The sequence below is a fragment of the Nocardia barduliensis genome, assembly GCF_013315795.1.
GTDB classification, from domain to species: domain Bacteria; phylum Actinomycetota; class Actinomycetes; order Mycobacteriales; family Mycobacteriaceae; genus Nocardia; species Nocardia barduliensis.
This window is the reverse complement of sequence record NZ_JABLTE010000079.1, coordinates 1-22,770: the sequence shown is the minus strand read 5'-3', so window position 1 is coordinate 22,770 and position 22,770 is coordinate 1. Positions and strand designations below refer to the sequence as shown.

At 71.0% G+C, this 22,770-nt stretch carries 21 protein-coding genes; 13 read left to right on the top strand and 8 right to left on the bottom strand.

The genetic code is table 11. The features are described 5' to 3' along the window. The first annotated feature begins 89 nt into the window (after positions 1-89). Positions 90-239, top strand: a complete 150-nt coding sequence (locus tag HOV91_RS27650; protein WP_174188292.1) for a hypothetical protein — start codon at positions 90-92, stop codon at positions 237-239. Positions 240-405: 166 nt separating this feature from the next. On the opposite strand, the gene HOV91_RS27645 is transcribed toward HOV91_RS27650, so the two are convergent. Continuing rightward, positions 406-1,362 carry a YihY/virulence factor BrkB family protein gene (locus HOV91_RS27645; protein WP_174188291.1) on the bottom strand — a complete coding sequence of 319 codons (957 nt, stop codon included), beginning with the start codon at positions 1,360-1,362 and terminating at the stop codon, positions 406-408. 87 nt (positions 1,363-1,449) lie between these two features. Next, complete coding sequence (locus HOV91_RS27640; protein ID WP_174188290.1) at positions 1,450-7,749, bottom strand: type I polyketide synthase; 6,300 nt, start codon at positions 7,747-7,749, stop codon at positions 1,450-1,452. A gap of 586 nt (positions 7,750-8,335) precedes the next feature. Here HOV91_RS27640 and HOV91_RS27635 point away from each other — a divergent pair. Next, the gene (locus tag HOV91_RS27635) at positions 8,336-8,824 is read left to right on the top strand and encodes an FBP domain-containing protein (RefSeq protein ID WP_174188289.1); all 489 of its coding nucleotides are present in this window, start codon (positions 8,336-8,338) and stop codon (positions 8,822-8,824) included. A 184-nt stretch (positions 8,825-9,008) separates the two neighbouring features. Here the strand turns inward: HOV91_RS27635 and HOV91_RS27630 are convergent, their stop codons facing one another. From HOV91_RS27630 to HOV91_RS27620, 3 genes are all read right to left on the bottom strand, one after another. Continuing rightward, positions 9,009-9,458 carry a YbaB/EbfC family nucleoid-associated protein gene (locus HOV91_RS27630; RefSeq protein WP_174188288.1) on the bottom strand — a complete coding sequence of 150 codons (450 nt, stop codon included), beginning with the start codon at positions 9,456-9,458 and terminating at the stop codon, positions 9,009-9,011. Between the two features lie 141 nt (positions 9,459-9,599). Further along, positions 9,600-9,992 carry a DUF4440 domain-containing protein gene (locus HOV91_RS27625; RefSeq protein WP_174188287.1) on the bottom strand — a complete coding sequence of 131 codons (393 nt, stop codon included), beginning with the start codon at positions 9,990-9,992 and terminating at the stop codon, positions 9,600-9,602. A 72-nt stretch (positions 9,993-10,064) separates the two neighbouring features. Next, on the bottom strand, positions 10,065-10,454 hold the full coding sequence (locus HOV91_RS27620; protein WP_174188306.1) for a VOC family protein: 390 nt from the start codon (positions 10,452-10,454) through the stop codon (positions 10,065-10,067). Between the two features lie 159 nt (positions 10,455-10,613). Between HOV91_RS27620 and HOV91_RS27615 the strand changes: the two genes are divergently transcribed. Then, on the top strand, positions 10,614-11,726 hold the full coding sequence (locus HOV91_RS27615) for an alcohol dehydrogenase catalytic domain-containing protein (protein ID WP_174188286.1): 1,113 nt from the start codon (positions 10,614-10,616) through the stop codon (positions 11,724-11,726). A 54-nt stretch (positions 11,727-11,780) separates the two neighbouring features. Here HOV91_RS27615 and HOV91_RS27610 read toward each other — a convergent pair whose 3' ends face one another. Continuing rightward, positions 11,781-12,215, bottom strand: a complete 435-nt coding sequence (locus HOV91_RS27610; RefSeq protein ID WP_174188285.1) for a MarR family winged helix-turn-helix transcriptional regulator — start codon at positions 12,213-12,215, stop codon at positions 11,781-11,783. A 75-nt stretch (positions 12,216-12,290) separates the two neighbouring features. Here HOV91_RS27610 and HOV91_RS27605 point away from each other — a divergent pair, with 75 nt between their 5' ends. The 4 genes from HOV91_RS27605 (at position 12,291) to HOV91_RS27590 (ending at position 14,657) form a co-directional block, all read left to right on the top strand. Further along, complete coding sequence (locus HOV91_RS27605) at positions 12,291-12,737, top strand: winged helix DNA-binding protein (RefSeq protein WP_174188284.1); 447 nt, start codon at positions 12,291-12,293, stop codon at positions 12,735-12,737. 139 nt (positions 12,738-12,876) lie between these two features. After that, positions 12,877-13,623 carry a 4-hydroxy-tetrahydrodipicolinate reductase gene (gene dapB, locus HOV91_RS27600; RefSeq protein WP_174188283.1) on the top strand — a complete coding sequence of 249 codons (747 nt, stop codon included), beginning with the start codon at positions 12,877-12,879 and terminating at the stop codon, positions 13,621-13,623. A 52-nt stretch (positions 13,624-13,675) separates the two neighbouring features. Next, on the top strand, positions 13,676-14,176 hold the full coding sequence (locus HOV91_RS27595; RefSeq protein WP_174188282.1) for a hypothetical protein: 501 nt from the start codon (positions 13,676-13,678) through the stop codon (positions 14,174-14,176). A gap of 25 nt (positions 14,177-14,201) precedes the next feature. Beyond that, the gene (locus tag HOV91_RS27590) at positions 14,202-14,657 is read left to right on the top strand and encodes a flavodoxin family protein (protein WP_174188281.1); all 456 of its coding nucleotides are present in this window, start codon (positions 14,202-14,204) and stop codon (positions 14,655-14,657) included. Between the two features lie 40 nt (positions 14,658-14,697). Here the strand turns inward: HOV91_RS27590 and HOV91_RS27585 are convergent, their stop codons facing one another. Beyond that, entirely contained in the window at positions 14,698-15,852 is a 1,155-nt protein-coding gene (locus HOV91_RS27585) for a helix-turn-helix domain-containing protein (protein WP_217441229.1), read from the bottom strand. Between the two features lie 159 nt (positions 15,853-16,011). Here HOV91_RS27585 and HOV91_RS27580 point away from each other — a divergent pair, with 159 nt between their 5' ends. From HOV91_RS27580 to HOV91_RS27560, 5 genes are all read left to right on the top strand, one after another. Then, complete coding sequence (locus tag HOV91_RS27580; protein ID WP_174188280.1) at positions 16,012-16,311, top strand: Rossmann-fold NAD(P)-binding domain-containing protein; 300 nt, start codon at positions 16,012-16,014, stop codon at positions 16,309-16,311. Positions 16,312-16,450: 139 nt separating this feature from the next. Continuing rightward, positions 16,451-17,170, top strand: coding sequence for a DNA-binding response regulator (locus HOV91_RS27575; protein WP_217441228.1), 720 nt, complete (start codon positions 16,451-16,453; stop codon positions 17,168-17,170). An 11-nt stretch (positions 17,171-17,181) separates the two neighbouring features. Further along, a complete protein-coding gene (locus tag HOV91_RS27570; protein ID WP_246350985.1) occupies positions 17,182-18,459 on the top strand; it encodes an ATP-binding protein in 1,278 nt (425 codons plus the stop codon). After that, on the top strand, positions 18,452-19,471 hold the full coding sequence (locus HOV91_RS27565) for a DUF8320 family protein (protein WP_174188277.1): 1,020 nt from the start codon (positions 18,452-18,454) through the stop codon (positions 19,469-19,471). The genes HOV91_RS27570 and HOV91_RS27565 overlap by 8 nt, the downstream gene beginning before the upstream one ends. A 500-nt stretch (positions 19,472-19,971) precedes the next feature. Continuing rightward, positions 19,972-21,171, top strand: a complete 1,200-nt coding sequence (locus tag HOV91_RS27560; protein WP_174188276.1) for a winged helix-turn-helix domain-containing protein — start codon at positions 19,972-19,974, stop codon at positions 21,169-21,171. Positions 21,172-21,181: 10 nt separating this feature from the next. Here the strand turns inward: HOV91_RS27560 and HOV91_RS27555 are convergent, their stop codons facing one another. Further along, positions 21,182-21,625 (bottom strand): hypothetical protein, encoded by a 444-nt coding sequence (locus HOV91_RS27555; protein WP_174188275.1) that lies wholly within the window; start codon positions 21,623-21,625, stop codon positions 21,182-21,184. A 148-nt stretch (positions 21,626-21,773) separates the two neighbouring features. Between HOV91_RS27555 and dapA the strand changes: the two genes are divergently transcribed. Further along, entirely contained in the window at positions 21,774-22,682 is a 909-nt protein-coding gene (gene dapA, locus HOV91_RS27550) for a 4-hydroxy-tetrahydrodipicolinate synthase (protein WP_174188274.1), read from the top strand. The last annotated feature ends 88 nt before the right edge of the window (positions 22,683-22,770 follow it).

The following is a 22,770-nucleotide window of genomic DNA, read 5'->3' as shown; positions in this document are numbered from 1 at the left end:
GTCCTCGCTCCAGCGGCCACCCTGACCAAGAGGGGCGGACGGCCGCCCCTCGCAACGAAACCGTCCGGCAACGTGACGAGGGAGGTCTCATGGCATTGCAGGACACGGTCGCGCAACTGCGGCAGGACATCACCACCGCCGAGGACGCGGGCGACGTGACGACCGCCGAGCGTCTGCGCGGTGAACTCGCCGAAGCGATGCGCGCAGCGGACAAGGACGCCGAAGCCGATCGGCGGTGACGAATCGGCGGCGCGAAGGCCGGCGGTGATCCGCGCCACCGGCCTTCGCGTCCGTCATCCCGCGCTCTCCCGGTCTTCGAGTCCGACGGCTGCGGCGAGTTCCCTGCGGTGCCTCATCTCGCCCATCAGGTCAGCCAGCCCGTCGGTGGGCGCCTTGGCGGCCACGTCAGTCGTCGGGATCGTCGCGCGGCGGGAGGTAGGGCTCGGCCTCTTCGGGGTTGCCGTGGGCGATGCTGCGCGCTCGCGCCAGTTCGGCATCCACCTCCGCGCCGAGCAGCACCGCGATATTCGAGATCCACAGCCACACGAGGAAGACGACGACGCCGCCGAGGGAGCCGTATACCCGGTTGTAGGAGCCGAAATGGCTGACGTAGAAAGCGAATCCCCAGGATGCTCCCGCCCAGAGCAGGACGGCCAGCGCGCTACCCGGCGTCAGCCACCGGAATCCCGGCTGCCGCACGTTCGGCGCGGCCCAGTACAGGAGCGCGAAGACCAGGCTGATCAGCACCATCATCACCGGCCACTTGACGATGCCCCAGACCGTGATCGCGACCTGCCCGAACCCGAGCCACCGGCCGACATGGTCGGCGATCGAACCGCTGATCACGACACCGACGGTGCAGATGCCCAGCAGGGCGACCACCGCTGCGGTCAGGGCCACCCGCACCGGCACGGTCTTCCAGGCCGGCCGCCCCTCCGCGATGTCGTAGATGGCGTTGCTCGCGCGCATGAACGCGCCGATATAGGCCGACGCGGTCCACAGCGCGGAGGCCAACCCGAGAAGGGCCAGTGGTCCGGCCGGTGCCTGTGCTTCGTGTACGTCGTTCACCGCGTCGACCAGCAGATCCGTGCCGCTGCCCGGCCCGATCTGGCGAATGGTGTCGACCAACGCGCCGGTGTCGTCGCGCCCCAGCATGCCCAACCCGGCGGTGAGCACGATCAGCCCGGGAAACAGGGACAGCACACTGTAATACGTCAGTGAGGCGGCCCAGTCGGTGAGATTGTCCTCTTGGAATTCGCTGATCGACCGTTTCACCACGCCCCACCAGGACCGGCCCGGCAGGTCCGCCGGTCCGCGCAGCCTTCGTCGCGCCGTGACCTTCTCCGGTATGTCCTTCGCCACCCGCACACCTCCCGCTGCCGACGGATACCCGGCGTGCCCGTCTCGAAACCGTGTCGTGGCAGCGGTTTTGGGTGTGTCGATGAGGTGTCACGGGTGAGCGCCGTCCCGGGAGCCGGCGACCATGTCCGCGATCCTGGCACCCGCCTGCGCCAGGCTGAACGAGTGGCCCAGCCGCATACTGTTCAGCTCCACGCCGAGTGTCTTGTTCACCAGCGCGCGGAACTCGACGGCCATCAGCGAGTCCACGCCGAGTTCGGGCAGCGGCGCCACCGGATCGATCGAGTGGGCTGCCACGCCCAGCACGTCCGCGAGCTGTTCGGCCAGCAGGCAGCCGACGACCGTGGCGCGCCGGGCCGGGGCGAGAGCGGCCACCTCCGCACGCAGCCGGGCGGCCGCCGGATCGTCCGCGGCCGCGATCAGACCGGCCACGCGCGGGGTGCGGGCCAGCTGGGGTGCGGCCAGCGCCACCTTGCCCCAGTCGACGGCGAGGATCGCCGCCTGACGCGTCCCGAGCCGCAGCGCCTCGCCGAGGTATTCGGCGCCTTCGTCCATGTCGATCGCGTCGAAACCGGCGATGCGCAGGTAGCGCCGCACGGTCTCGTCGGCGTCGAGCATGCCGCCGCCCGACATCGCGCCCCAGCCGACGCACAGCACCTGCTCACCGCGGCGGGTCAGCTGGTCGGCCAAGGACTGCATCGCGAGGTTGGCCGCGGCGCAGGCATACTGGCCGACGCCGCCCATGATCGCGCTGCCGGAGGAGAACAGCACGATCATCTCCGGTCGCACCTCGGCGGCGGCCAGCGCGTCGGCCAATGCCCGCGCCCCGTCCAGCTTCGGCCGGAACACGGCGGCGAGACCGGCGCGATCCATGGCGGCGACGCGCTGATCGTCCAGCACGCCCGCGGCGTGGAAGAGCCCGCGCAGCGGCGACCGCGGAATGTGCACCCGCTCGAGCAGCGCCCGGACCGCGGCGGCGTCGGTGATGTCGATCCGCTCCACCAGCGCCTCGACGCCTTCCGCGCGCCACCGCGCCAGCTGGGCGCGCGCGGCCGCGGTGGTGGCTCCATGGCGGCCGGCCAGCACCAGGCGCCGGGCGCCGCACCGGACCAGCCAGCGCGCGGTGGCCAGCCCGAAGGCGCCGAGGCCGCCGGTGATCAGATAGCTGCCGTCCGGATCGACGGGCGCCTCGGCGGGGCGGGGCCGCACCGGGGGCGCCGCGCCGGTCAGGTCGAGCGCGATGCGGCCGATCCGGTTCGAGCCCAGCGCTTCTTCGAACGCGGTGGCCACCTCGTCCACGCCGAACGAGTGATACGGCAGTGGGCGGTAGGTGCCGTCGGCGAGCTTGGCCTCGACCGCCCGGACGCGGGCGATCACCTCGGCGGGGCGCAGCTTCCGCATCCGGTCCAGGTCGAAGGAGAAGTAGGCCACGTTCTTGTCGAAGTTGCCCAGGTCCAGCACACCGCCGCTGTGGATGTCGGCCTTGCCGATCTCCACGATGCGGCCGAATTCCGCTACCGCGGCGAAGTTCTGGTGGACGATCTCGCCGGGGGCGGTGCTGATGACGACGTCCGCGCCTCTGCCGTCGGTGTGGCGGAGCACGTCGTCGACGAAGTTCAGCGAGCGCGAGTGGAGCACTTCGTCGGCGCCCTGATCGCGCACGTAGGCGCGCCGCTCGTCGGTGCTCGCCGTCCCGATCACCCTGGCGCCGTGCAGCCCGGCCACCTGGACGGCCGCTGCGCCGACGCCGCCGGCCGCGCCGTGCACCAGCACAGTCTCACCGGCCCGCACCCGCGCCAGATCCAGCAGCGCGTATTCGGCGGTGACCATGCAGACAGTGGAGGTGCAGGATTCCGGCCGGATGCCGTCGGCGGCCGCGGTGACGACCTCGGCGCGCGCCACGTGGTAGCGCTCGATCATGCCCGGCGAGGCCAAGCCGACGCGGTCGCCGACGCGCAGCCGGGTGACGTCCGGGCCGACCCGGACCACGGTGCCCGCGCCCGCCATGCCCGGCGCGGTGCCGAAATGGGCGCCGGCCGACTCGTCCGCCCCGAGGACGCCGAGCACCTCGAGCGCATCCCTGGAACCCAGGCCGACCGTCGCCATCCGCACCTCGACTTCGCCGGGCCCCGGGGCTCGCCGTTCGGCGCGGCGCCAGCCGAGCTGGGACAGCGCCCGGGAGCGCGGGATGTCCAGCGTGAAGTTGGCCTCGGCGTCGAGCAGCGGCGCAGGCCGGTCGAATGCCGCGAGCCGATCCGGCAGCGCGCGCACCACGGTCGTCGCCCAGCGCGAGCCGTCCCGGAGGTAGACCTCGTCGGCGTTGTCGGCCGAGAACGCCTCTGGCACCGCTAGTTCGGCGAGCAAGTCGGTTTCGGAGGTTTCCGGTTCGACGTCGACCAGCCGCCAGCGCAGCGCAGGCTGCTCGTTCAGCAGGACGCGGCGGGCTCCGGCCAGCGCGGCGTGATCCGGGTCGGGCACTGCCGGGTCCTCGGGATGCACGAAGGCGCGTTCGGTGACCAAGGTGACGTGGACGGAGCCGTCTTCGGCGCGGGGGCGCGTGTCGTCGGCGAAGCGCTCGACGACCAGCGCCAGCCTGCTCAGCAGCCACAGCTCACGCACCGGATCGGCGCCGGTCCCGGCGACCACGCACACGTGGATCCGCTCGACGTCTTCCGCGGTGCGCGCCGCGTGCAACCGCTCCCGCAGCACGTGCTCGAATGCGGCGCCCAGCGCACCGATATCGATCACCTCCGCGCGGGTGGAACTTCGGGTGATCCACTCCACCCTGGTTCGCGGCGCGCCGGCCAGTGGCGCCACCACCGTGTAGACGTGGGCGGCCGGAGGCAGGGCGGAGCGATCGATCGGATCGCGCTGGGTCCAGCGCTCCTCGTAGTACAGCTCGGCCAACCGGCGCAGCGGACCGGCGTCGAACGTCACGGCCCGGAACTTCGCGCCGACGATCCGCAGCACCACGTGGTGCCGGGCGTCGAGCACGGTGATGTCGGCGCGCAGCGGCGCGGTCCGCCGCGCGAGCACGAGTGCGCGCCTGGGTAACGGCCCGAACATGCGTACCGCGTCCGCACCGACCGGGATCATCGCGCCTGCCTGTTGCGGCCCGCCCGCGTCACCGAGCGAGACGACCTGCCACGCGGCGTCCAGCACGCAGGGATGCGCCAGATGACCGGCGCCGTCCGCGACGGCCGCGTCCACGGTCGCCACGACGGCGGCGCCGTCCACCCATGCCTGGCGGACCAGCCGGAAGGACGGCCCGTGCGCGACGCCGGTGGCGGTGAGGCCGGCATACAGCGTGGCGGGCTCGACCGGTGTCATCGCCGCGGTGTCCGGCACGACGGTCCGTGGTGCGTCGATCGCGCCTTCGACCAGCCGTCCGGTGGCATGCGTCGTCCACGTGTCACCGATCGCGCCGCGGGAGCGGATGGTGAACCGCCGGGTCGATTCCTCGACCCGCAGTTGCACGACCGGGATGTCGCCCCGCTCGATCACCAGCGGCGCGACGAAGCGGACGCGCTCGACAGCGGCCACGCCGGATGCGCCCGGCGCGCCGAACTCCACGGCCGCCGCGCTCAGCGCCGCGTCCAGATACGCCGCCGCGGGCAGGGTTCGAGCGCCGCCGACGACGTGGTCATCGATCCAGGGCAGCAACTCGGCGGCGATATGGACGGTCCAGTGCCGCTCGTGGTCGGGGCTGGGGTCGCCGAGCATGGTGTATCGGCCGGGCGTGCCGTGCGGTGGGTTGTCGAACGCCGGGACGTCGGCGCGCAGGCGCGTGCGCTGCCAGGGATACCTCGGCAGGGCCAGATGGGGTGCGGGGGTTTCGCCGATCACCGCGCCGATGTCGAGCGCGCCCGCGGCGTACAAGTCGGCGATCACTTGGCGCATGCTGTGGTCGTCGGGTTGCTTGCGGTCGAGCGTCGCCACGCTCGCGCCCTTCTTCCCGGCACGCAGCAGCGCTTCCCGGATGTTCGCCCCGAGTACCGGGTGGGGACCGATCTCCAGGAACACGCGTCCGCCCGCGGCGATAGACGCGCGGATCGCGTCGGCGAATCGCACGGGTTCGCGGACGTTGGCACACCAATAGGCGGCATCCCAGTCCGCCCCCGTCACCGCCGCGCCGGTGACGGTCGAGAAGAGCGGAATCGTCGGTTTGCCCGGGGCGACGGTGACCAGGGCGGCGCGCAACTCGTCGAGGACGGGGTCCAGCAGCGCGCTGTGGTATGGCACCCGCACCGGGAGCCACTGCGCGAGAATGCCGCGTTCGCCGAGCTGATCGGCGATCTCGGCCAGCCGGTCCGCGGCGCCGGACAGGGTCACCGAGGCGGGGCCGTTGTCCGCCGCGAGATCCACACCGTCGCCGATCAGGCGCGCGGCCTGGTCGGCGGACAGGCCGACCGCGAGCATGCCGCCGGTCCCCGCGGAGGTCGCTTGCAGCCGGGCGCTGTGGTAGACCACCGCCACCGCGTCGTCGAGCGACAGCACACCGGTGACATACGCCGCCGACACTTCGCCGACGCTGTGGCCGATGACCGCGGCGGGCCGGATGCCCTGCGCCACAAGGGTTTCGAACAGCGCCACCTGGAGCAGGAAATTGGCAGGCTGCGCGACCTCGGTCTCGGTGACCCGGGATTCCGCCTCCGGCCGGGCCAGCTCGGCGCGAATCGACCATCCGGCCAGCCCCGCGAACGCGATGTCGACGCGCTCGGCCGCCGCCGCGAACACGGGGTCGGCGGCCAGCAGGTCACGACCCATACCCCACCATTGGGTCCCCATCCCGGTGAACACGAAAACCGGTGCGGTGCCCGCGTTTCGAGCTGTACGCACCAGCGTTGCGCCCTCGCCCGCGGCGCGGCCGCGCAGGTCGGCGGCCAGCTCGGCGGCGTCGGTGAACGGCAGTCCCACCCGGAACGGATGGTGCGCGCGCCTGGTCCACGCCGCCGCGGCCAGGTGATCTGGGGCGGCGCCGCTGTCCAGGAGTGCGGCGAACTCGCCCGCCATCGCGCGGAGGGCCTGCTCGCCGCGCGCGGAGAACGCCAGCACGCCGCGATGCGCGGGCAGCGGTGTCGCCGCGGCCGGGCCGGGCCGGTGTTCCCGCAGGATGGCATGCGCGTTCGTGCTGCCGTAGCCGAAGCCGTTGACCGCGACGATCATCCGGTCGGTTCGCGATCCGAGGGTGGCGGCCTCGCGCTGAATCGTCAGCCGCCATGTGTCCAGGTCGATGCCGGGGTTGAGCTCGTCGTCGAGCCAGCCTTGCGGAGGCAGCGTGCGGTGGGTGATCGCCAGCGCGGATTTGATGACGCTCGCGATGCCCGCGGCGGCTTCGGTGTGCCCGAGGGTCGCCTTCAGCGACCCCACGGCGAGTGGCGTCGAACGGCCGTCGACCGCACCGTAGGCGCGGCCGATCGCCCGCAGTTCGAGTGGATCGCCCATCGGCGTCCCGGCGCCGTGCGCCTCCACGTAGGTCACTTCGTGCGGCGCGATACCCGCCCGCGCGCACACCGATCGGGCCAGCGCCACTTGCGCGTCCGGGTTCGGCACCGCGATCGCGGTGGGTCGCCCGTCCTGACCGACGCCGGTCGCGTCGATCACCGCGTAGATCCGGTCGCCGTCGCGTTCGGCGTCGGCGAGCGGCTTCAGTGCCACCATGCCCGCGCCCTCACCGCGGCCATAGCCGTCCGCGCTCGCCCCGAAAGACTTGCTGCGTCCGTCCTCGGCGAGGAAACCGCCCTTGCACATCGCGATGAAGGTGCCCGGTTGCAGCAACAGATTCACGCCACCGGCCAACGCTGCCCGGCAGTCGCCGTTGACCAGCGCCTGGCAGGCCAGATGCAGGGCGACCAAGGAGGACGAGCAGGCGGTGTCCACGGTCAGGCTGGGACCGCCGAGGCCGAGTGCGCAGGAGATCCGGTTGGACAGCATCGCGGACGACGCTCCTGCGGCGGAGTGCGCGTCGATGTGCGCCAGCGCGGCGCCGGAGAACCCGGCCGCGAGCTGGTCGAGGGTGCAAGCGCCGACGTAGACGCCCACGGAGGTCTCGGCCGCGCGGCCCGCCATGCCCGCGTCGTCGAGCGCCTCCCAGGCCACCTCCAGCAGGAGCCGCTGCTGCGGATCCATGGCCGCCGCCGCATCGAAGGAGATGCCGAAGAAGCCGGGGTCGAAAGACCACGGATCGGTGGTGAGGAATGCCGCGCGCTCGGTGTACATGCGGCCCGGCGCGCGGTGGTCGGGATCGTAGTAGCGGCGGTTGTCCCAGCGGTCGGCCGGAATGTCCATGACCGCGTCGCGTTTCCGGATCACGAAGTCCCAGAACGACTCCGGCGAGTCGATGCCACCCGCGTAGCGGCAGCCGATACCGACGATCGCAATGTTCGACACCGATCGTGCTCCTTCACCAGCTCGGGTATCCCTGGCCCGGATGTCGTCAGCCGCCGGTCGTGCGCGGGCTGCGCGGTCGCCGCCACGGGTCATCGGTGGCGAACGCTCGATCCAGCACCGAAATGAGCGCGCATACGCTGATCCGTCGCAGAATGGACAACAACATACGCGACTGTTTCGGGCCTTTCCGCCTTCGGGATGTGCTGCTCTCGCCCCACCCGAGCAGCTGTTCGGCATTTACAAACAGCAACGTACACCAATCGAATCCGACGTGCACCCGGTGATTGTCGGTCGATATGCGAGCCTGGAATTTCGCACAAGCCGGTGCTTTCGCGGTCTGGTCACTGCGGCTGTGTCGATGCCGCCCGTCACCCGAAACAGGCACGCGCCGAAGACTTTCGACGTTCGGATGTTGCGGCCGGCCCGCGCCATTTTCGCCCACGCCATGTCTCGCCCGCCGTGTTGAGGGCACAGTGCCCCTGACGGCAACCGCCGTGCGGCACCAGGAAAATCCGTTGTCCCGCCCACCGGCCGGACCGTAACGTCGCTGCGGTTTGCCCACCGATCGACCGAAGGAGATCCGACCATGGAACCCGTCACCGAACGCGACATCAGGTCGTCGTTCGTCAACTGCTCGAAAGGAGACGCCAAGCGGCTGCCCGTGCCGCGTGACCTGGACGAGCGGCCCTGGGCCGAGCTCGACTTCCTGGGCTGGAGCGATCCGTCCCTGCCCGGGCGGGGCTATCTGATCGTGCCGCAGGAGGACCGCTTGGTCGGCGTCGCACTGCGCTATGCCACCGGCGGCACCGGCCGGGCGCAGATGTGCACGATCTGCCTGACCACCCACACCGGCGGCGGGGTCTCGCTGATGACCGCGCACAAGGCCGGGGAATCCGGGCGCAGGGGCAACTCGGTCGGCACCTACATGTGCACCGATCTGGCCTGCTCGCTGTACGCGCGCAACAAGAAGCGGCCCGCGCTCGGAAGCCGGTACCGGGAAGACCTCATCCCCGAGGAGAAGATCGAGCGGGTGCGCGAGAACATCACCGCGTTCCTCGCGAAGCTCTACGCCTGATCACTCGCCCGCCCCTTCGGCAGCCGATGCGCTGCCCACCCGAACGGAGGTAGATGCCATGTGCCGACACTCGAGGACCGCACGGTCGAGCCACCCCGAGCCACCCGAGAGCGCTCGGGGTGGCCGTATCTCCTCGCCGGTCGAGTCGGCCCGGATCGGCCGGGCCGTCCCGTCCGGCGAGGAATCACGGCCCTGGACGCGCTGAGTCCGCGCGGCCGCCGGGTTCCGGCGTGGGTTCCCATACCTCCCGCAGGCTCGGAGCGCCGGGAACCAGATCGGGCAGATCGGGTATCGCATCCGCGTCGGCGGCGATCGGGGCGATGATCGCCGCGTGCTGTTCGCGGGCCCGCCGCGCCGCCTCCTGGCACGCTTCGGTGACCGAACGGCCCAGCTGTTCCGGCGTGCTGCGCAGGGCGGCCTGGGTGAACCGCACGTCGACGGGCACGCCCGCGGCGTCCGCCGTCACTTCCACCACCTTGTCGGCCGACTCCGCCGTGCACCGCACCGCCGACAGCTGCTCGTGCACCGTCCGCAGGTGGGTGCGCTGCTCGGCCAGCGCATCGAGGATGTGGTCGACCTGGTTGCGGATTCCGCTGTTGGTAGCGCGCAGCCCGTCGCGTTCCCACCGATCCACCGGCTCCGGCCTCCTCGCGTCGTCCCGGACCGTCGATCGCACGTTCGGCGCAGACGAGGCGTGACACCGCCCGCGTCCGAGGATTCCGGAGAAATTGTCCGGGACTCGCCCGCTGCCCGCACGTCCCCGTGCTGGGAATGGTCAGGACGGCGCGGCGTCGGTTTCGTGCACCGTCAGCCAGCGCACCGCCTCCGGGTCGTCGGTGGTGAGCACGGCTGTCACCCGGCGGCGCGTGACGTTTCCGGCCGCTCGATGCGTCTCCAGGAAACGCACCACCGCGACGTCACCGGACCGCAAGAGTTCTTCGACCTCGGACACCTCGATGGACAATCCCGGCACGGCATTTCGCGCGGCACCGAGACTCTCGAGCAGCGCACCGCGCCCCAGCACTTCGCCGCCGGTCGTCACCATGCTGAACCGCTCGTGCTGCGCCGCCGCGAACCGCTCGAATACCTCGGCTCGCGCCTCCGACCCCAGCCACGTCGCGAGGTCGGCATGCAACCGCTCGACCGCGTCGACCAGATCCACACCCATTCGCGGCATCGTACGCCGACCGCAGCCGTCACCTCCGAGGCCGGGATCACCAGCTACGGTGGGGAAGTGAGATCACCCGCCGCCGTACGGGACGGTGATCAACTCCATGAAGTGACCGCTGGGGTCGAGGAAGTAGACGCCGCGTCCGCCGTCGTTATGGTTGATTTCGCCGGGTCGCCGCTGCTGCGGATCGGCCCAATGGTCGAGGCGATCACGCTGGATCTTGGCGTAGGCCGCGTCGAATTCCGGCTCGGAGACCAAGAACGCGTAGTGCTGGGGCTGGATGTCGGTGACCTCGGCGGGGACGTTCGCGAAGTCGAAGGTGACCCCGCCGGGCAGCGAGATCGGGATGAACGGCCCCCATGGCGTTCCGACTTCCAGTCCGAGGATGTCCGCCCAGAAGGCGGCGGATACGCGATGATCGTGGCAACCGACAATGGTGTGATCGAACTGTACGGACAGTGGAGTTTCTCCTCTGGGACGTGACGATCCCGGCCCCGGGCTCGGTACAAGGCGGCCAACGGGAGCACCGTCACGATCGGCCAACTTAACACCGCCCGCGAGCGCGCGCCAGTCCCGGACGGGTGTGCCCGTACCGGTGCGGGCGGTAGCGTCGGCGGAATGAAGATTCGTGGAGCAGTCCTGGAGCGGATCGCGGCGCCGGCGCCGTTCGCCGAATCGGCGCCGATCACCGTGTGCGATCTGGAGTTGCGCGAGCCGGGGCCGGGCGAACTGCTGGTCCGGATCGAGGCGGCGGGACTGTGCCACTCGGACCTGTCGGTGGTTGACGGCAACCGGGTGCGGCCGGTGCCCATGCTGCTGGGCCACGAAGCCGCGGGGCGGGTCGAGGCGGTCGGTCCCGGTGACGGCGACATCGCCGCCGGGCAGCGCGTGGTCATGACCTTCCTGCCGCGCTGCGGCGAATGCGCGGGTTGCGCGACCGACGGCCGTACGCCGTGTGTGCCCGGCAGCGTGGCCAACAACGCGGGCGAATTGCTCAACGGCGGGCGACGGTTGTCCCGCGCGGGCGCCGAGGTGCACCATCACCTGGGCGTTTCCGCTTTCGCCACGCACGCGGTGGTGGATCGCCGGTCGGTGGTCCCCGTCGACGACGACGTGCCCCCGGAAGTCGCGGCCGTCCTCGGTTGCGCGGTGCTGACCGGCGGTGGCGCCCTGCTGAATTCGGCGCGGCCGGGGACCGGGGACCGGATCATGGTCGTCGGTCTGGGCGGCGTCGGCATGGCGGCGGTGCTGGTCGCGCTGTCGCTCGCCGCGGAGGGACACGAGGTGATCGCGGTCGACACCGTTCCGGAAAAGCTCGCGCTCGCACGGGAATTGGGAGTGCACGCGGCGTACACCCCGGCCGAGGTCGCCGAACTCGGCGTGCAGGCCGAGGTGGTGGTCGAGGCCGCGGGCAATGTGCGCGCCTTCGAGACCGCCGTGGCAGCGACCGCGCCCGGTGGCACGACGGTCACCGTCGGCCTGCCCGCTCCCGACGCCCGTGCCGGAATCTCTCCTTTAGCCTTGGTCGCCCAGGGACGTTCCATCGTCGGCAGCTACCTCGGGTCCGCCGTGCCGTCCCGGGACATTCCCGAGTACGTCCGCATGTGGCGGGCGGGACGGCTGCCGGTGGAGCGGCTCGTGTCGGCGCATATCGGTCTCGACGAGATCAACCGCGCCATGGACGAACTCGCCGCTGGTCACGCCTTGCGCCAGGTCATCGTCTTCGACTGAGCCGACCCGGCCGGGCCTTGACCGAGGGGCTGCGCGGGCGGTAGGCGGGGCCGCTCAGCCGGCGGGCCGGTCCATCTTCTCGACGAACCGTACGAGCAGGCGGGCGAAGTCGGCGCGTTCGGCGGGAGTCCAATCCGCCATCGCGGCGGCCATGGCGGTGCGACGTCGTGCCGCGGCCTCGGCGGAGGCTCGGCGCCCCGCGGCGGTCGCGCGCAGGACCGAACGTCGTCCGTCGCGCTGATCGGCGACGCGTTCCAGCAGTCCGGCGGCGACCGCTCGCGCCACCAGGCGGCTCGCCCTCGGTTGGTCGACACCGAGGGCGGGAGCGAGTTCGCCGACGGTGTCGGCCACGCCGCCGGCCACAGCGTCCAGGACACCGAACACCGCAACGGGGATCGCGCCCTCGCTCAGCGCGCCGCGCGTCTGCCTGCGACGGATCCGGACCATCGCCGCTTCCACGGCGACGGTGACGGCATCGTGCTCGTCCATACGCTCACCCTGTCGTGCCGGAAATTTATATGTCATAGTACATGTACTTGTATTACTGCATATATAGGAGCGGCGATGGCCATCCAGCGCGGCATCGGGTACTGGCTCGTAGAACTCGATCGACTGATCAATCAGCGCTTCGACGAAGACCTCGCCGCGGGCGGGTTCAGCCGCAGACGCTGGCAGGCCGTGCACTCCCTCGCGGAAGGCCCGCAGCGCGCCGACGACGTCCGCGAAGCGCTCGACACCTTCTGGGCCGACGACTCCGAATGGCCAACCGAACTGGCCGAACTCGTCGCGGCCGGGTTGGTCGCCGACGACGCGGGCATGTTGTCGCTGACCGAGAAGGGCCGCGTCGCCCACGACGCGGCCTTCGCCCGGATCGCCCGGCGCAGGCGGCAGATGGCGGAGGGCGTCACCGACGAGCAGTTCGCCGCGACAGTGCGATCGCTGCAACGGATGGCCGCGAACCTCGCGGACACGCCGAGCCGGGAGGTCGGCGAACGACAGCCGTCGCGGTAGGGCTTCGCCCGGCGCGGCTGCGGACGACCGCGCCCGCGGCGGCGTCGGTGCTGCCGCCGGATCAGCCGGGCGGCGGAGGGAATGGGCTCGGCGCGGCACATTAGGCTGATCCCCGACCGAAGCGGAACGAGGAGGTGCGGTGACCATTCGGGTCGGAGTGCTCGGAGCGCGTGGCAAAGTCGGACAGGCGATCTGCGCGGCGGTGACGGCGGCGGACGACCTGGAACTTGTCGCCGCCGTCGACAAGGACGATTCGCTGGATGCGTTCACCGCCGCGAATACGCAGGTGGTCGTCGATTTCACCCACCCGGACGTGGTGATGGGGAATCTGGAGTTCCTGGTGGAGCACGGCATTCACGCGGTGGTCGGCACCACGGGGTTCGACGAGTCCCGCTTGGCGCGGGTGCGCGGCTGGCTGGCCGGACGTCCGGAGGTCGGCGTGCTGATCGCCCCGAACTTCGCGATCGGCGCGGTGCTGTCCATGCGCTTCGCCGAGCAGGCCGCCCGCTTCTTCGAATCGGTGGAGGTCATCGAGCTGCACCACCCCAACAAGGCGGACGCGCCCTCCGGCACGGCCTACCGCACGGCGGGCCTGATCGCGGCCGCCCGGGACAAAGCGGGGCTGCACCGCAGTCCCGACGCGACCACCACCGAGTTGGAGGGCGCGCGCGGCGCCGACGTGGACGGGGTGCGGGTGCATTCGGTGCGCCTGGCCGGCCTGGTCGCCCACCAAGAGGTGCTGTTCGGCACGCAGGGCGAGACCCTCACCATCCGGCACGACTCGATCGACCGCTCGTCGTTCGCCCCCGGCGTGCTGCTCGGCGTGCGGGAGATCGCGAACCGCCCCGGCCTCACCGTCGGCCTCGACCCGTTCCTCGACCTGTGAGCGCGCGTCGGTTATCGCTCCCGGTGTCGCCGAACCGCAGCGGTGCGCGATCGTGAGCGGTTCGGAGCCCTCCGATCGGAAGGGAAGCGCGGATATCGTCAAGGTGGTCGCGCTGATCGCCGCGCTCATCTTGGTCCTCGGCTTCTATTTCCTGCTGCTCGGCCGGATCGCGGTCGGCCTGATCGGTTCCGGCGACGTCGCGGCGGTCGTCATCGGCGTGGGCGTGCTGATCCTGCCGCTGCTGGGCGTGTGGATCGTCGTCGCCACCGTGCGCGCGGCTCTGGCGCATCAGCACCTGGCGCGCCGCATCCACGAGGAGGGGCTCGAGCTCGACACCTCCGAGCTGCCGCGCCTGCCGTCCGGTCGCATCGAACGAGCGGCCGCCGACGAGCTGTTCGCGACGGTCAAAGCGGAGTGGGAGGCCGACCCGGACAATTGGCGGATCTCCTACCGCCTCGCGCGCGCCTACGACTACGCGGGTGACCGCACCAGAGCCCGCGAGACCATGCGCCGCGCGGTCGCGCTGGAACGGCACGAGCGCGACACCCGCTGACCACACGGGCCGATACCATCGCAGGGTGGCCCGGTTGCTGATCATCCATCACACGCCGTCCCCGCACACGCAGGCGATGTTCGAGGCCGTCGTCTCCGGGGCCACCGACCCCGAGATCGAAGGTGTGGAGGTCGTGCGTCGGGCCGCGCTGTCGGTGTCGCCAACCGACGTGCTGGAGGCCGACGGCTACCTGCTCGGCACTCCGGCGAACCTCGGATACATGAGCGGCGGCCTCAAGCACGCATTCGATGTCATTTACTACCCCTGTCTCGATTCGACGCGGGGACGGCCGTTCGGGGCGTACTTCCATGGCAACGAGGGCACCGAGGGCGCGGAGAAGGGCGTTACGTCGATCACGACCGGACTCGGGTGGACGAAAGCCGCGGAGTACGTGGTGATCTCAGGTAAACCGTCGAAGAACGACCTCGAAGCGTGCTGGGAACTCGGCGCGACTGTGGCCGCGCAGTTGATGGGGGAGTGACGGCGGTGGGTAAGGCCGCGAAGCCGCACCACACAGTGACTCACGCGGGTGAATAGAGGTCCCGGAACGCTTCCCGGACTAAAGCCCCGTCCGGCGCTCCCCGGTCCTGGATGCCCGCGACGACTTCGGCCACGCGCCAGTAGTGCGACGGCACCAGGCGGCCGGACTCCACCGCCTCCAGCGCAACGCTCGCCGCCTCATCGGGCTTGTCGGCAGCGACCAACGTGCGGGCCAGGTCCAGGTTCGCCATCGCGATCCGGCGCGGCCGGGCGGGCGTCGCGCGGGTGAGGTCGGCCAGCACATGCCGGGCGTAGGACTCCGCCGCCGGGTCACCCAGCCACGAGAGCGTGGTGGCGACGTAGGCATCGGACTTCGCCGGGTCGTACCGGAAGTGGTGTTCGGGCCGGTCCGGGACGCTCAGCCCCGACACCATGCGCGCCACCCGGCGCAGCGCCCCATGGGTGCCCTGCCGGTCTCCGAGGCGCGCGAGCGCACGGCCTTCCTGAGCCGTGGACTGGATGTAGGCGGAGCTGTCCTTGGGCGCGAGCGACTGCGCCGAGCGGGCGAGATCTGCCGCCGCCGCGTACTCCCCGCCGGTGAGCTGCTGCCAGGCCCGGTTTTCCAGGCACCACGCCGCGATCTCCCGGTGCCCCGACTCCTCGGAGAGCCTCCACGCCAGGTGGCCCCGGGCAGCCGCGTCTCCGGTCTGCCCCAGGTCGATGTGACAGGTGGCGGCGAGCAGCGCCAGCCAGCCCACCGCCACCAGCAGGCGGCGGTGCTGGCCCAGGGTCATCCGGCCGTCCATCAGCCGCCCCGCGTAGCCGAGGTGCTGCCGGATGCGGATCAGGAGTTCGGCAGGGGGCGTGGAGGAGTAGGCCGACGCGAGGTCGTCCACCGCCGCCTCCAGCCGGTCCAGCGTGTCCCCACCGAGGTCGGAGGCGACCACTCGCGCAAGCCATTCCGCCGCCGCCTGCTCGCCGTCAGTCGGCTCCACGAACAGCGACGACCCGACCCCGAGCGCATCGGCGTAGGCCCGGACGTGCTCGGGCTTGATGGTGCGCTGCCCGGTCTCCAGCAGGCCCAGCAACGGTTTGCTGAAGTGCGTTCGCGCGGCCATCGCCGACAGGCTGAGTCCGGCCGCCACCCGCGCGGCGCGCAGGCGCTCACCAGTCACGATCTCCCCGTTGGGGTCCATGAATCCCACGGTAACCGTGCTTTGTAGACGGTAGTAGACCGCGATCCGGTACCTGCCCGAATCCCCCGGCCATAGCGTCGATTTCGGCCCCGCCGCCGGGCCGAACGCGCTTCCTCGGCGGCGGGTGCAAGCCACGTACGACCAACGGGAGGGGACACGATGAGGCCGACCGCGTTCGGATGGATCGACCATGACGCGAGCACCGCGCCGGAGTGGGATCGGGCACAGGTGTGCAGGCTCGCGCGGCGACTCGGCTACCGGGTGGTGTGGCCGGATGAGCGCTCGGTGCTACCCGTGGCCGACCAGGCCCGCGACGCGGAGGCCGACGTCGTGATCCTGCCCGCCCCACATCACCTCGGCCCGCTGGAGCTGAACCGGGTGATGGACATCGCCGACGTGGAGACCGTGCTGCCACGTTTCTCCTTCGCCCGGTGGCACCGGGCCGGGGCTGTGCGGTGATCGCACTCGGGTGGGTCGTCGTGGTCGGCTTGCCGCTGGCGGTCATCGTCGGGTGAATAGGGAAGTCCCCCGAATTCTGGTGTCTGACCATCGCGCACCATCAACCGGCATACTGTCTGCGATTGTTGTCGCGGTGGGGATGTGGACGAGTAGCTCGGGATGGGAGAGCCAGGTGACGTGGGCCGAAGGGGGCGAGAGCACGCCGCGCCGGATCGGATTGGTCGAGGATCATGAATCCGTCGCGATCGGTCTCGCCGCGATGCTTGCGCCGGAGACCGATCTCGATCTGGTGCTGACCGCGGGCACCGTGCCGGAACTGCTCGCCGCCGCCGACGGCGCGCCGAAGCTGGATCTGGTGGTGCTGGACCTGCGGCTGGCCGACGGTTCCTCGCCCGAGGACAACGTGCGCGCCCTGCGTGGTCGCGGCATCGAGGTGCTGGTCTTCACCGGTGCGGACAACGCCTTCCTGGTGCGCTCCGCCGCGCGTGCGGGCGTGCTGGGTGTGGTGCGCAAATCCGAGGACGTGCCGACCGTCGTCGCCGCCGTGCGCCGAGCGGCCAGTGGCCAGCAGGTGGTCACCACCGACTGGGCGGCCGCCATCGACGGGGATCCACAACTGTCCAGCGTGGGCCTGAGTCCGCGCCAGGAAGAAGTGCTCATGCTGTACGCCTCCGGTGAGAAGGCCTCCCGGGTCGCGCGGTTGACCGGCCTGTCCGAGCAGACCGTCAACGACTACCTCGGCCGGATCCGGCAGAAATACGCCGACGCCGGCCGTCCGGCGCCGACCAAGACCGACCTGTACAAGCGGGCGGTGGAGGACGGCTGGCTACCGGTTCCCGAGCGGCATACCCGCGGATGATCGCGTCCAGCATGCTGGACGCCCCGTCGCACTCCCGCTCCCTCCCGCTCGAGCGGCCCCGCACGAGCCGTTGGCGCCGCGGAGTCGTCGCGCTGTCCAGGGAAAAGGCCTCCGAAGGCGCCGCCGACCGGATCTTGCGCAGGCTCGGTCTGGCCATCGGCATCGCCGGGGTGATCGCCGCGGTCGTCGAACTGCCCGAGATCGCCGACCAGAGCCGCTACGTGCCCGTCCGGTGGACGGTCGTGGAAGTGGTGCTCGCGTTCGGACTGTTCCCGGTGCTCGCGGTCGTCTCGGTCGGCATGAGCAGGCGCGTGATCCAGCGGGTCGCCGGGGCGGCGGCGGTGAGTTTCCTCGGGGCGATGGCGGTGGTCCCGTTCGCGTACGCCGTGCCGGATGCCGAGGAGGCGGCCTCGGTCTGGCTGTACCGGGTACTGGCACTGGGCGTCCTCGCGGCCGTGCTCGCCTGGCGTCCGCCGCTCGCCGTGGCGTATCTGGTGGTGGGCTCGGCGTTCAGTGCGCTGGCGAATCTGGTCGTGCTGCGCGACACCACCGCGCTCGCGCTGCTCGGCGACTTCGCCAGGGCGGCGGGGTTGAGTGCGCTGTTCCTGTGGTGCGTCATCTACGCCAGGGCCGCGGCCGCCCGCGTGGATCGCGAGTCGGCGATCGAGAGCAATCGGGCGGCGGCGGTCGCTGGTGCGGCGGCCCGCGAGCGGGAACGCGCGCGCTTCGCCGCGTTGATCCACGACGCGGTGCTGTCCACGCTGCTGGACGCGTCGCGGGCGGGTACCGAATCGCCGGTGCTGCGCCGCCAAGCCGAACGGACGCTGGAACAACTCGACGAGTGCCGAGTGGGGGAGACCGAACCCGACCGGTTGGACGCGCAGTCGGCGATCGGATTCCTCCGCTCGGCCGTGCACGAGGTGAACCCCGGCATCCGGTTCACCACCCGCCGCTGGGCCGGATTCGACGATCTGCACCTGCCGGTGGACGCCGCCAGCACGATCGCCGCCGCACTCGCCGAGGCCGTGCGCAATAGTCTGCGGCACGCCACGGTCGCCGGGCGCGAGGTGCGCCGCACCGTCACTGTGACGATCAGCGCGGGCGGCATCCGCGTCGTCTTCCGCGACGACGGCGCGGGTTTCGACCTGAGCGCAGTGCCCGTCGATCGGCTCGGCATCTCGGTGAGCATCCTGGGCCGTATGCGTCAGCTGGCCGGTGGCGCCGGGTTCGTGGAATCCGAGCCGGGTGAGGGGACGACGGTGACCTTGGTGTGGGGCGGACATGGCTGAGCAGGAGACCGAATTCGGCCTGCGCGACCTGCTGGGGCTGCGCGACCGCGCGGCTTGGCTGTTCCTGGTCATCCTCGAAGCGACCATCGTGCTGTACATGATCCGGAACTTCTCCGAATCACCGGTGGCCGCCGCGGTCGCGGCGCTGGTCGTCCTGGCGCTGGCCGGCGTCGTGGTGCTGGTGACGCCCGACGATCCGCTGCCCTGGCCCGCGACGGTGTTCGTCGCCGCCGCCGGGCCGCTCGCCACCACCCTCACTTCGTTCGACGTCGAGCACGGCTGGTCGAAGCAGGTGTGGACGGCGTTCGCCGCGTCCTATGTGCTCGCCGTGCTGGTGCTACGGGGACGGCTCGCCGCGGCCTGGCTCGGTGTCGCGGGGATCGGCGTGGTGATCGCCGTGGTCGGTGTGGTCGCGGGCCTGCGGGTGGGCGTCGTCGTCGGTTCGATCGTGCCGGTGGCCACCGTCGCGGGGGTCTCCCTGTTCGCGGCGCTCATGCGCCCGACCCAGCGTTCGCTGCGGCTGCTGCGCGAGGAAGCGGCCATGCGCGCCGCCGCGGAGGCCGCGATGGCCGCGGAGAACGGCGAACGCACCCGGCAGCTGGCCCGCCTGGACGCGGTGGCGCGCCCGATCCTGGAGCGCATCGCCGACGGCGACGAGCTCAGCGCCGACGAACGGGAACAGTGCAGGCTGCTGGAAGCCGAACTGCGCGACGGTCTGCGCGCCCCGCAGCTGGCCACCGAGCAGCTCAGCAGCGCAGCCCGGGGAGCCCGCTCCCGCGGCGTCGAGGTGATCCTGCTCGACGACGGCGGTTTCACCGGCGTCCCGCACCGGGTGCGCCAGCAGGTGATCGCCGCCGCCACCCGGGAACTGGACGCCGCGAACGAAGGCTCGGTCACCGTCCGCATCCTCCCGAGCGGCCGCCGCATCCTGGCCACCGTCCTGGCCACCGCCGAGGACCGGGACCGCCGCACCGAGATCGACGCCACCGGCACGGTCACCGTCTCGACCTGAGGTCTCCAACCCAACAGCACTCGCTACCACGCGACGCGATCCGGCCAACTTCCAGCCGCGTGCACCGAGTAGCGAGTTCCATGCCTACGCGCCCAGCCCACCGCAACCACGACTTTCGAGCGAAGCGAGATCGAGCATCCGCCGTTCGCGGCCCGGCTCGCGTCCGAGTGACCGCCGCGTCCGCGACGAAGGACAGGCGGCGTTCGGGTTGAGCCAACAGCCCTCGCACCACGCGACGCGATCCGGCCAACTCCCAGCCGCGTGCACCGAGTAGCGAGTTCCATGCCTACGCGCCCAGCCCACCCCAACCACGACTTTCGAGCGAAGCGAGACCGAGCATTGCCCGTTCGCGGCCCGGCTCGCGTCCGAGTGACCGCCGCGCAAGCGACGAAGGAGCAAGCGGCGGTCACTCGGACGCGAGCCATAAGGGGGCCGCGAACACCCAGCGCCGAAGGCGCTGGAAAAAAATACTGTCAGTCCCCCGTGGCATTGTTCCCTTCATGCGAAAGATGGGCGTGGCGGCGGCGCGGCGAACAGCGTTGGCGGCGCAGGGTTTCGGGGCGCGCCGGCCCGGGCGGGTTACGCGGCGGACGGTGCTCGGAGTTCTGGACCGGACTCAGTTGCTGCAATTGGATTCGGTGTCGGCGGTGGTGCGGGCGCATTACGCGCCGGTGTTCAGCCGGATCGGACCCTACGATCGCACCCTGCTCGATCAGGCCGCGTGGAGCAACGGCACGCGGCGGCCGCGGGCGCTCGTCGAGTATTGGGCGCACGAGGCGGCTCTCATCCCGGTCGAGGACTGGCCGCTGATGCGCTGGCGGATGCGGCAGTACGAGCACGGGCGCTGGTCCGGTATGCGCAAGGTGGTCGAGCGCAACCCCACCTTGGGTAAGGACATCCTGGACGTGATCACGGCGGTGGGCGCGGCCACCGCCGGCGAGGTGGAGCGCCACCTCGAGCTGGACAAGCCGCGGCCGAAGGGTTCCTGGTGGAACCTGAGCGATACGAAGATGATCTGCGAACAGTTGTTCGCGGCGGGCGCGTTGTCCGTGGCCACCCGCGTCGGATTCACCAGGCACTACGACCTGACCGAACGGGTGTTGCCGCCGGAGGTGCTGGCGCGCGAGGTCTCGGAGCAGGACGCCGTTCGTGAGCTGGTGCTGCGCGCGGCCACCGCGCACGGCATCGGCACCGAAGCGGACCTGCGCGATTACTACCGCCTGCACCGCAGCCAAACCGAGCCCGCCATCGCCGATCTGGTGGACGCGGGCGAGTTGATCCCGGTGGAGGTGGCGGGTTGGGGGAAACCGGCCTACCTGCGGGCGGGCGCACCTACACCGCGCCGCGTCGAAGGCGCCGCGCTGCTGTGCCCTTTCGACCCGCTCATCTTCTTCCGTGCGCGCACCGAGCGGATCTTCGACTTTCACTACCGCATCGAGATCTACACACCCGAACACAAACGGGTGCACGGCTACTACGTCTTCCCGTTCCTGCTCGACGGTGCCCTCGTCGGCCGCGTCGACCTGCGCGCGGAGCGCACCAACGGCCGGTTGTCGGTGCCCGCCGCGTTCGCCGAACCCGGGTACGACACCCCGGCCACCGCCCACGCCCTCGGTGGGGCGCTGCGCGAGATGGCCGATTGGCTCGAACTGGACGAGGTCGCCGTGGGCGATCGCGGCAATCTCGCCGCAATGCTGTAGCGCTACTGGGTCAGCTGTCTCGTTTGGGCCCGTACCCGCGCATCTGGTCGCGCAAGGCCCCGTGGACAGCGCTCGACAGCCACGAGTTCAGTGACTGACCGCTCTGTGCGGCAGCCTCTTCCGCGCGCGCCTTCATCTGCTCCACCAGTCGCAACGTGACCCTGCTGATGTCTCCGGTCATCTCCTCGAAGGTGGGTGGTTCGTCGCCGGTCGTGCTCTTGCGCACATCGATGGCGGCGTCCGTGCCGTCCACCGAGACGTGTACCGTTCGGTCGCCGAGCGCGGCGCTGACCTCGGCGGCGAGGTCCGACAGCGCGGCGAGCAGCATCAGGCGGGCCGGGCCCTCGGTGGCCGCGGCCAGCGCCGCCGCCGTGGCCTGGGTCTTCTCGTCGCCGAGCGCCGCGGCGGCGATCAGGTCCTCGCGCAGCCTGCTGGTGTACTTGTTCAGATCCATGATGTCAGTGTGACGTCATTCCTGATGTCGGGCAAGCCGCAGTTCGACATCATGGTGGCGTCACCGATATGGATTCGCGTCTGTGTTGCGGCCTGATCGCCGACGAGGGTGTCGAGGGCGTGTCCCGGACCGGGTAGCCTTTCTGACCATGAAGAACGGTGAATCGACGCCAACGGAGCTGCGTGCGTCCGGCACGGTCGGTGTCGCGATGGTGACCCCCTTCAGCGCCGACGGCAAGCTCGACGTCGATTCCGGGGTCGCGCTCGCGGCCCGCCTGGTCGACCGCGGCGTCGACCTGCTCGCGATCTCGGGCACCACCGGTGAATCGCCGACCACCACCGAATCGGAGAAAGCCGACCTGCTGCGCGCCGTCGTCGACGCCGTGGGCGAGCGCGCGACCGTCATCGCGGGGGCGGGCACCTACGACACCGCCCATTCGATCGAGTTGGCGCGTAACGCGCAGCGGGCGGGTGCGCACGGTTTGCTCGTGGTGACGCCGTACTACTCCCGGCCCTCGCAGGAGGGGCTCATCGCGCACTTCACCGCCGTCGCGGACGCTACCGACCTGCCGGTCACTCTCTACGACATCCCGGGACGGTCGGTGGTGCCGATCGCCAGCGACACCATTCGCAAGCTCGCCGAGCACCCGCGCATCGTCGCGGTCAAGGACGCCAAGGGCGACCTGAACATGGGCGCCGAGCTCATCGCGAGCACCGGCCTGAGCTTCTACTCCGGTGACGACGCGCTCAACCTGCCCTGGCTGTCGGTCGGCGCGACCGGATTCATCAGCGTCATCGGCCATCTCGCGCCCGAACGGCTGCGCGCGCTGCTGGAGGCGTATACGGCGGGGGAGGTGGTGCGCGCCCGCGAGATCAACACCACGCTGCTGCCGCTGCACGCCGCGATGGCCCGGCTGGGCGGGGTCGCGATGAGCAAGGGCGGCCTGCGGCTGCTCGGCATCGAGGTCGGCGAACCGCGCCTGCCGCAGCTGATGCCCACCGGCGAGCAGCTCGAGCTGCTCGCCGCAGACCTGCGAGCGGTCGGAGTGCTTTCGTGAGCGAGTCCCTATCCCGTCGCCGCCGCAGCGCCTCCCGTCCCGCGGGAGCGCCCGCCCCCGCCGCACCGGTGGAGCGGGTGACGCAGGC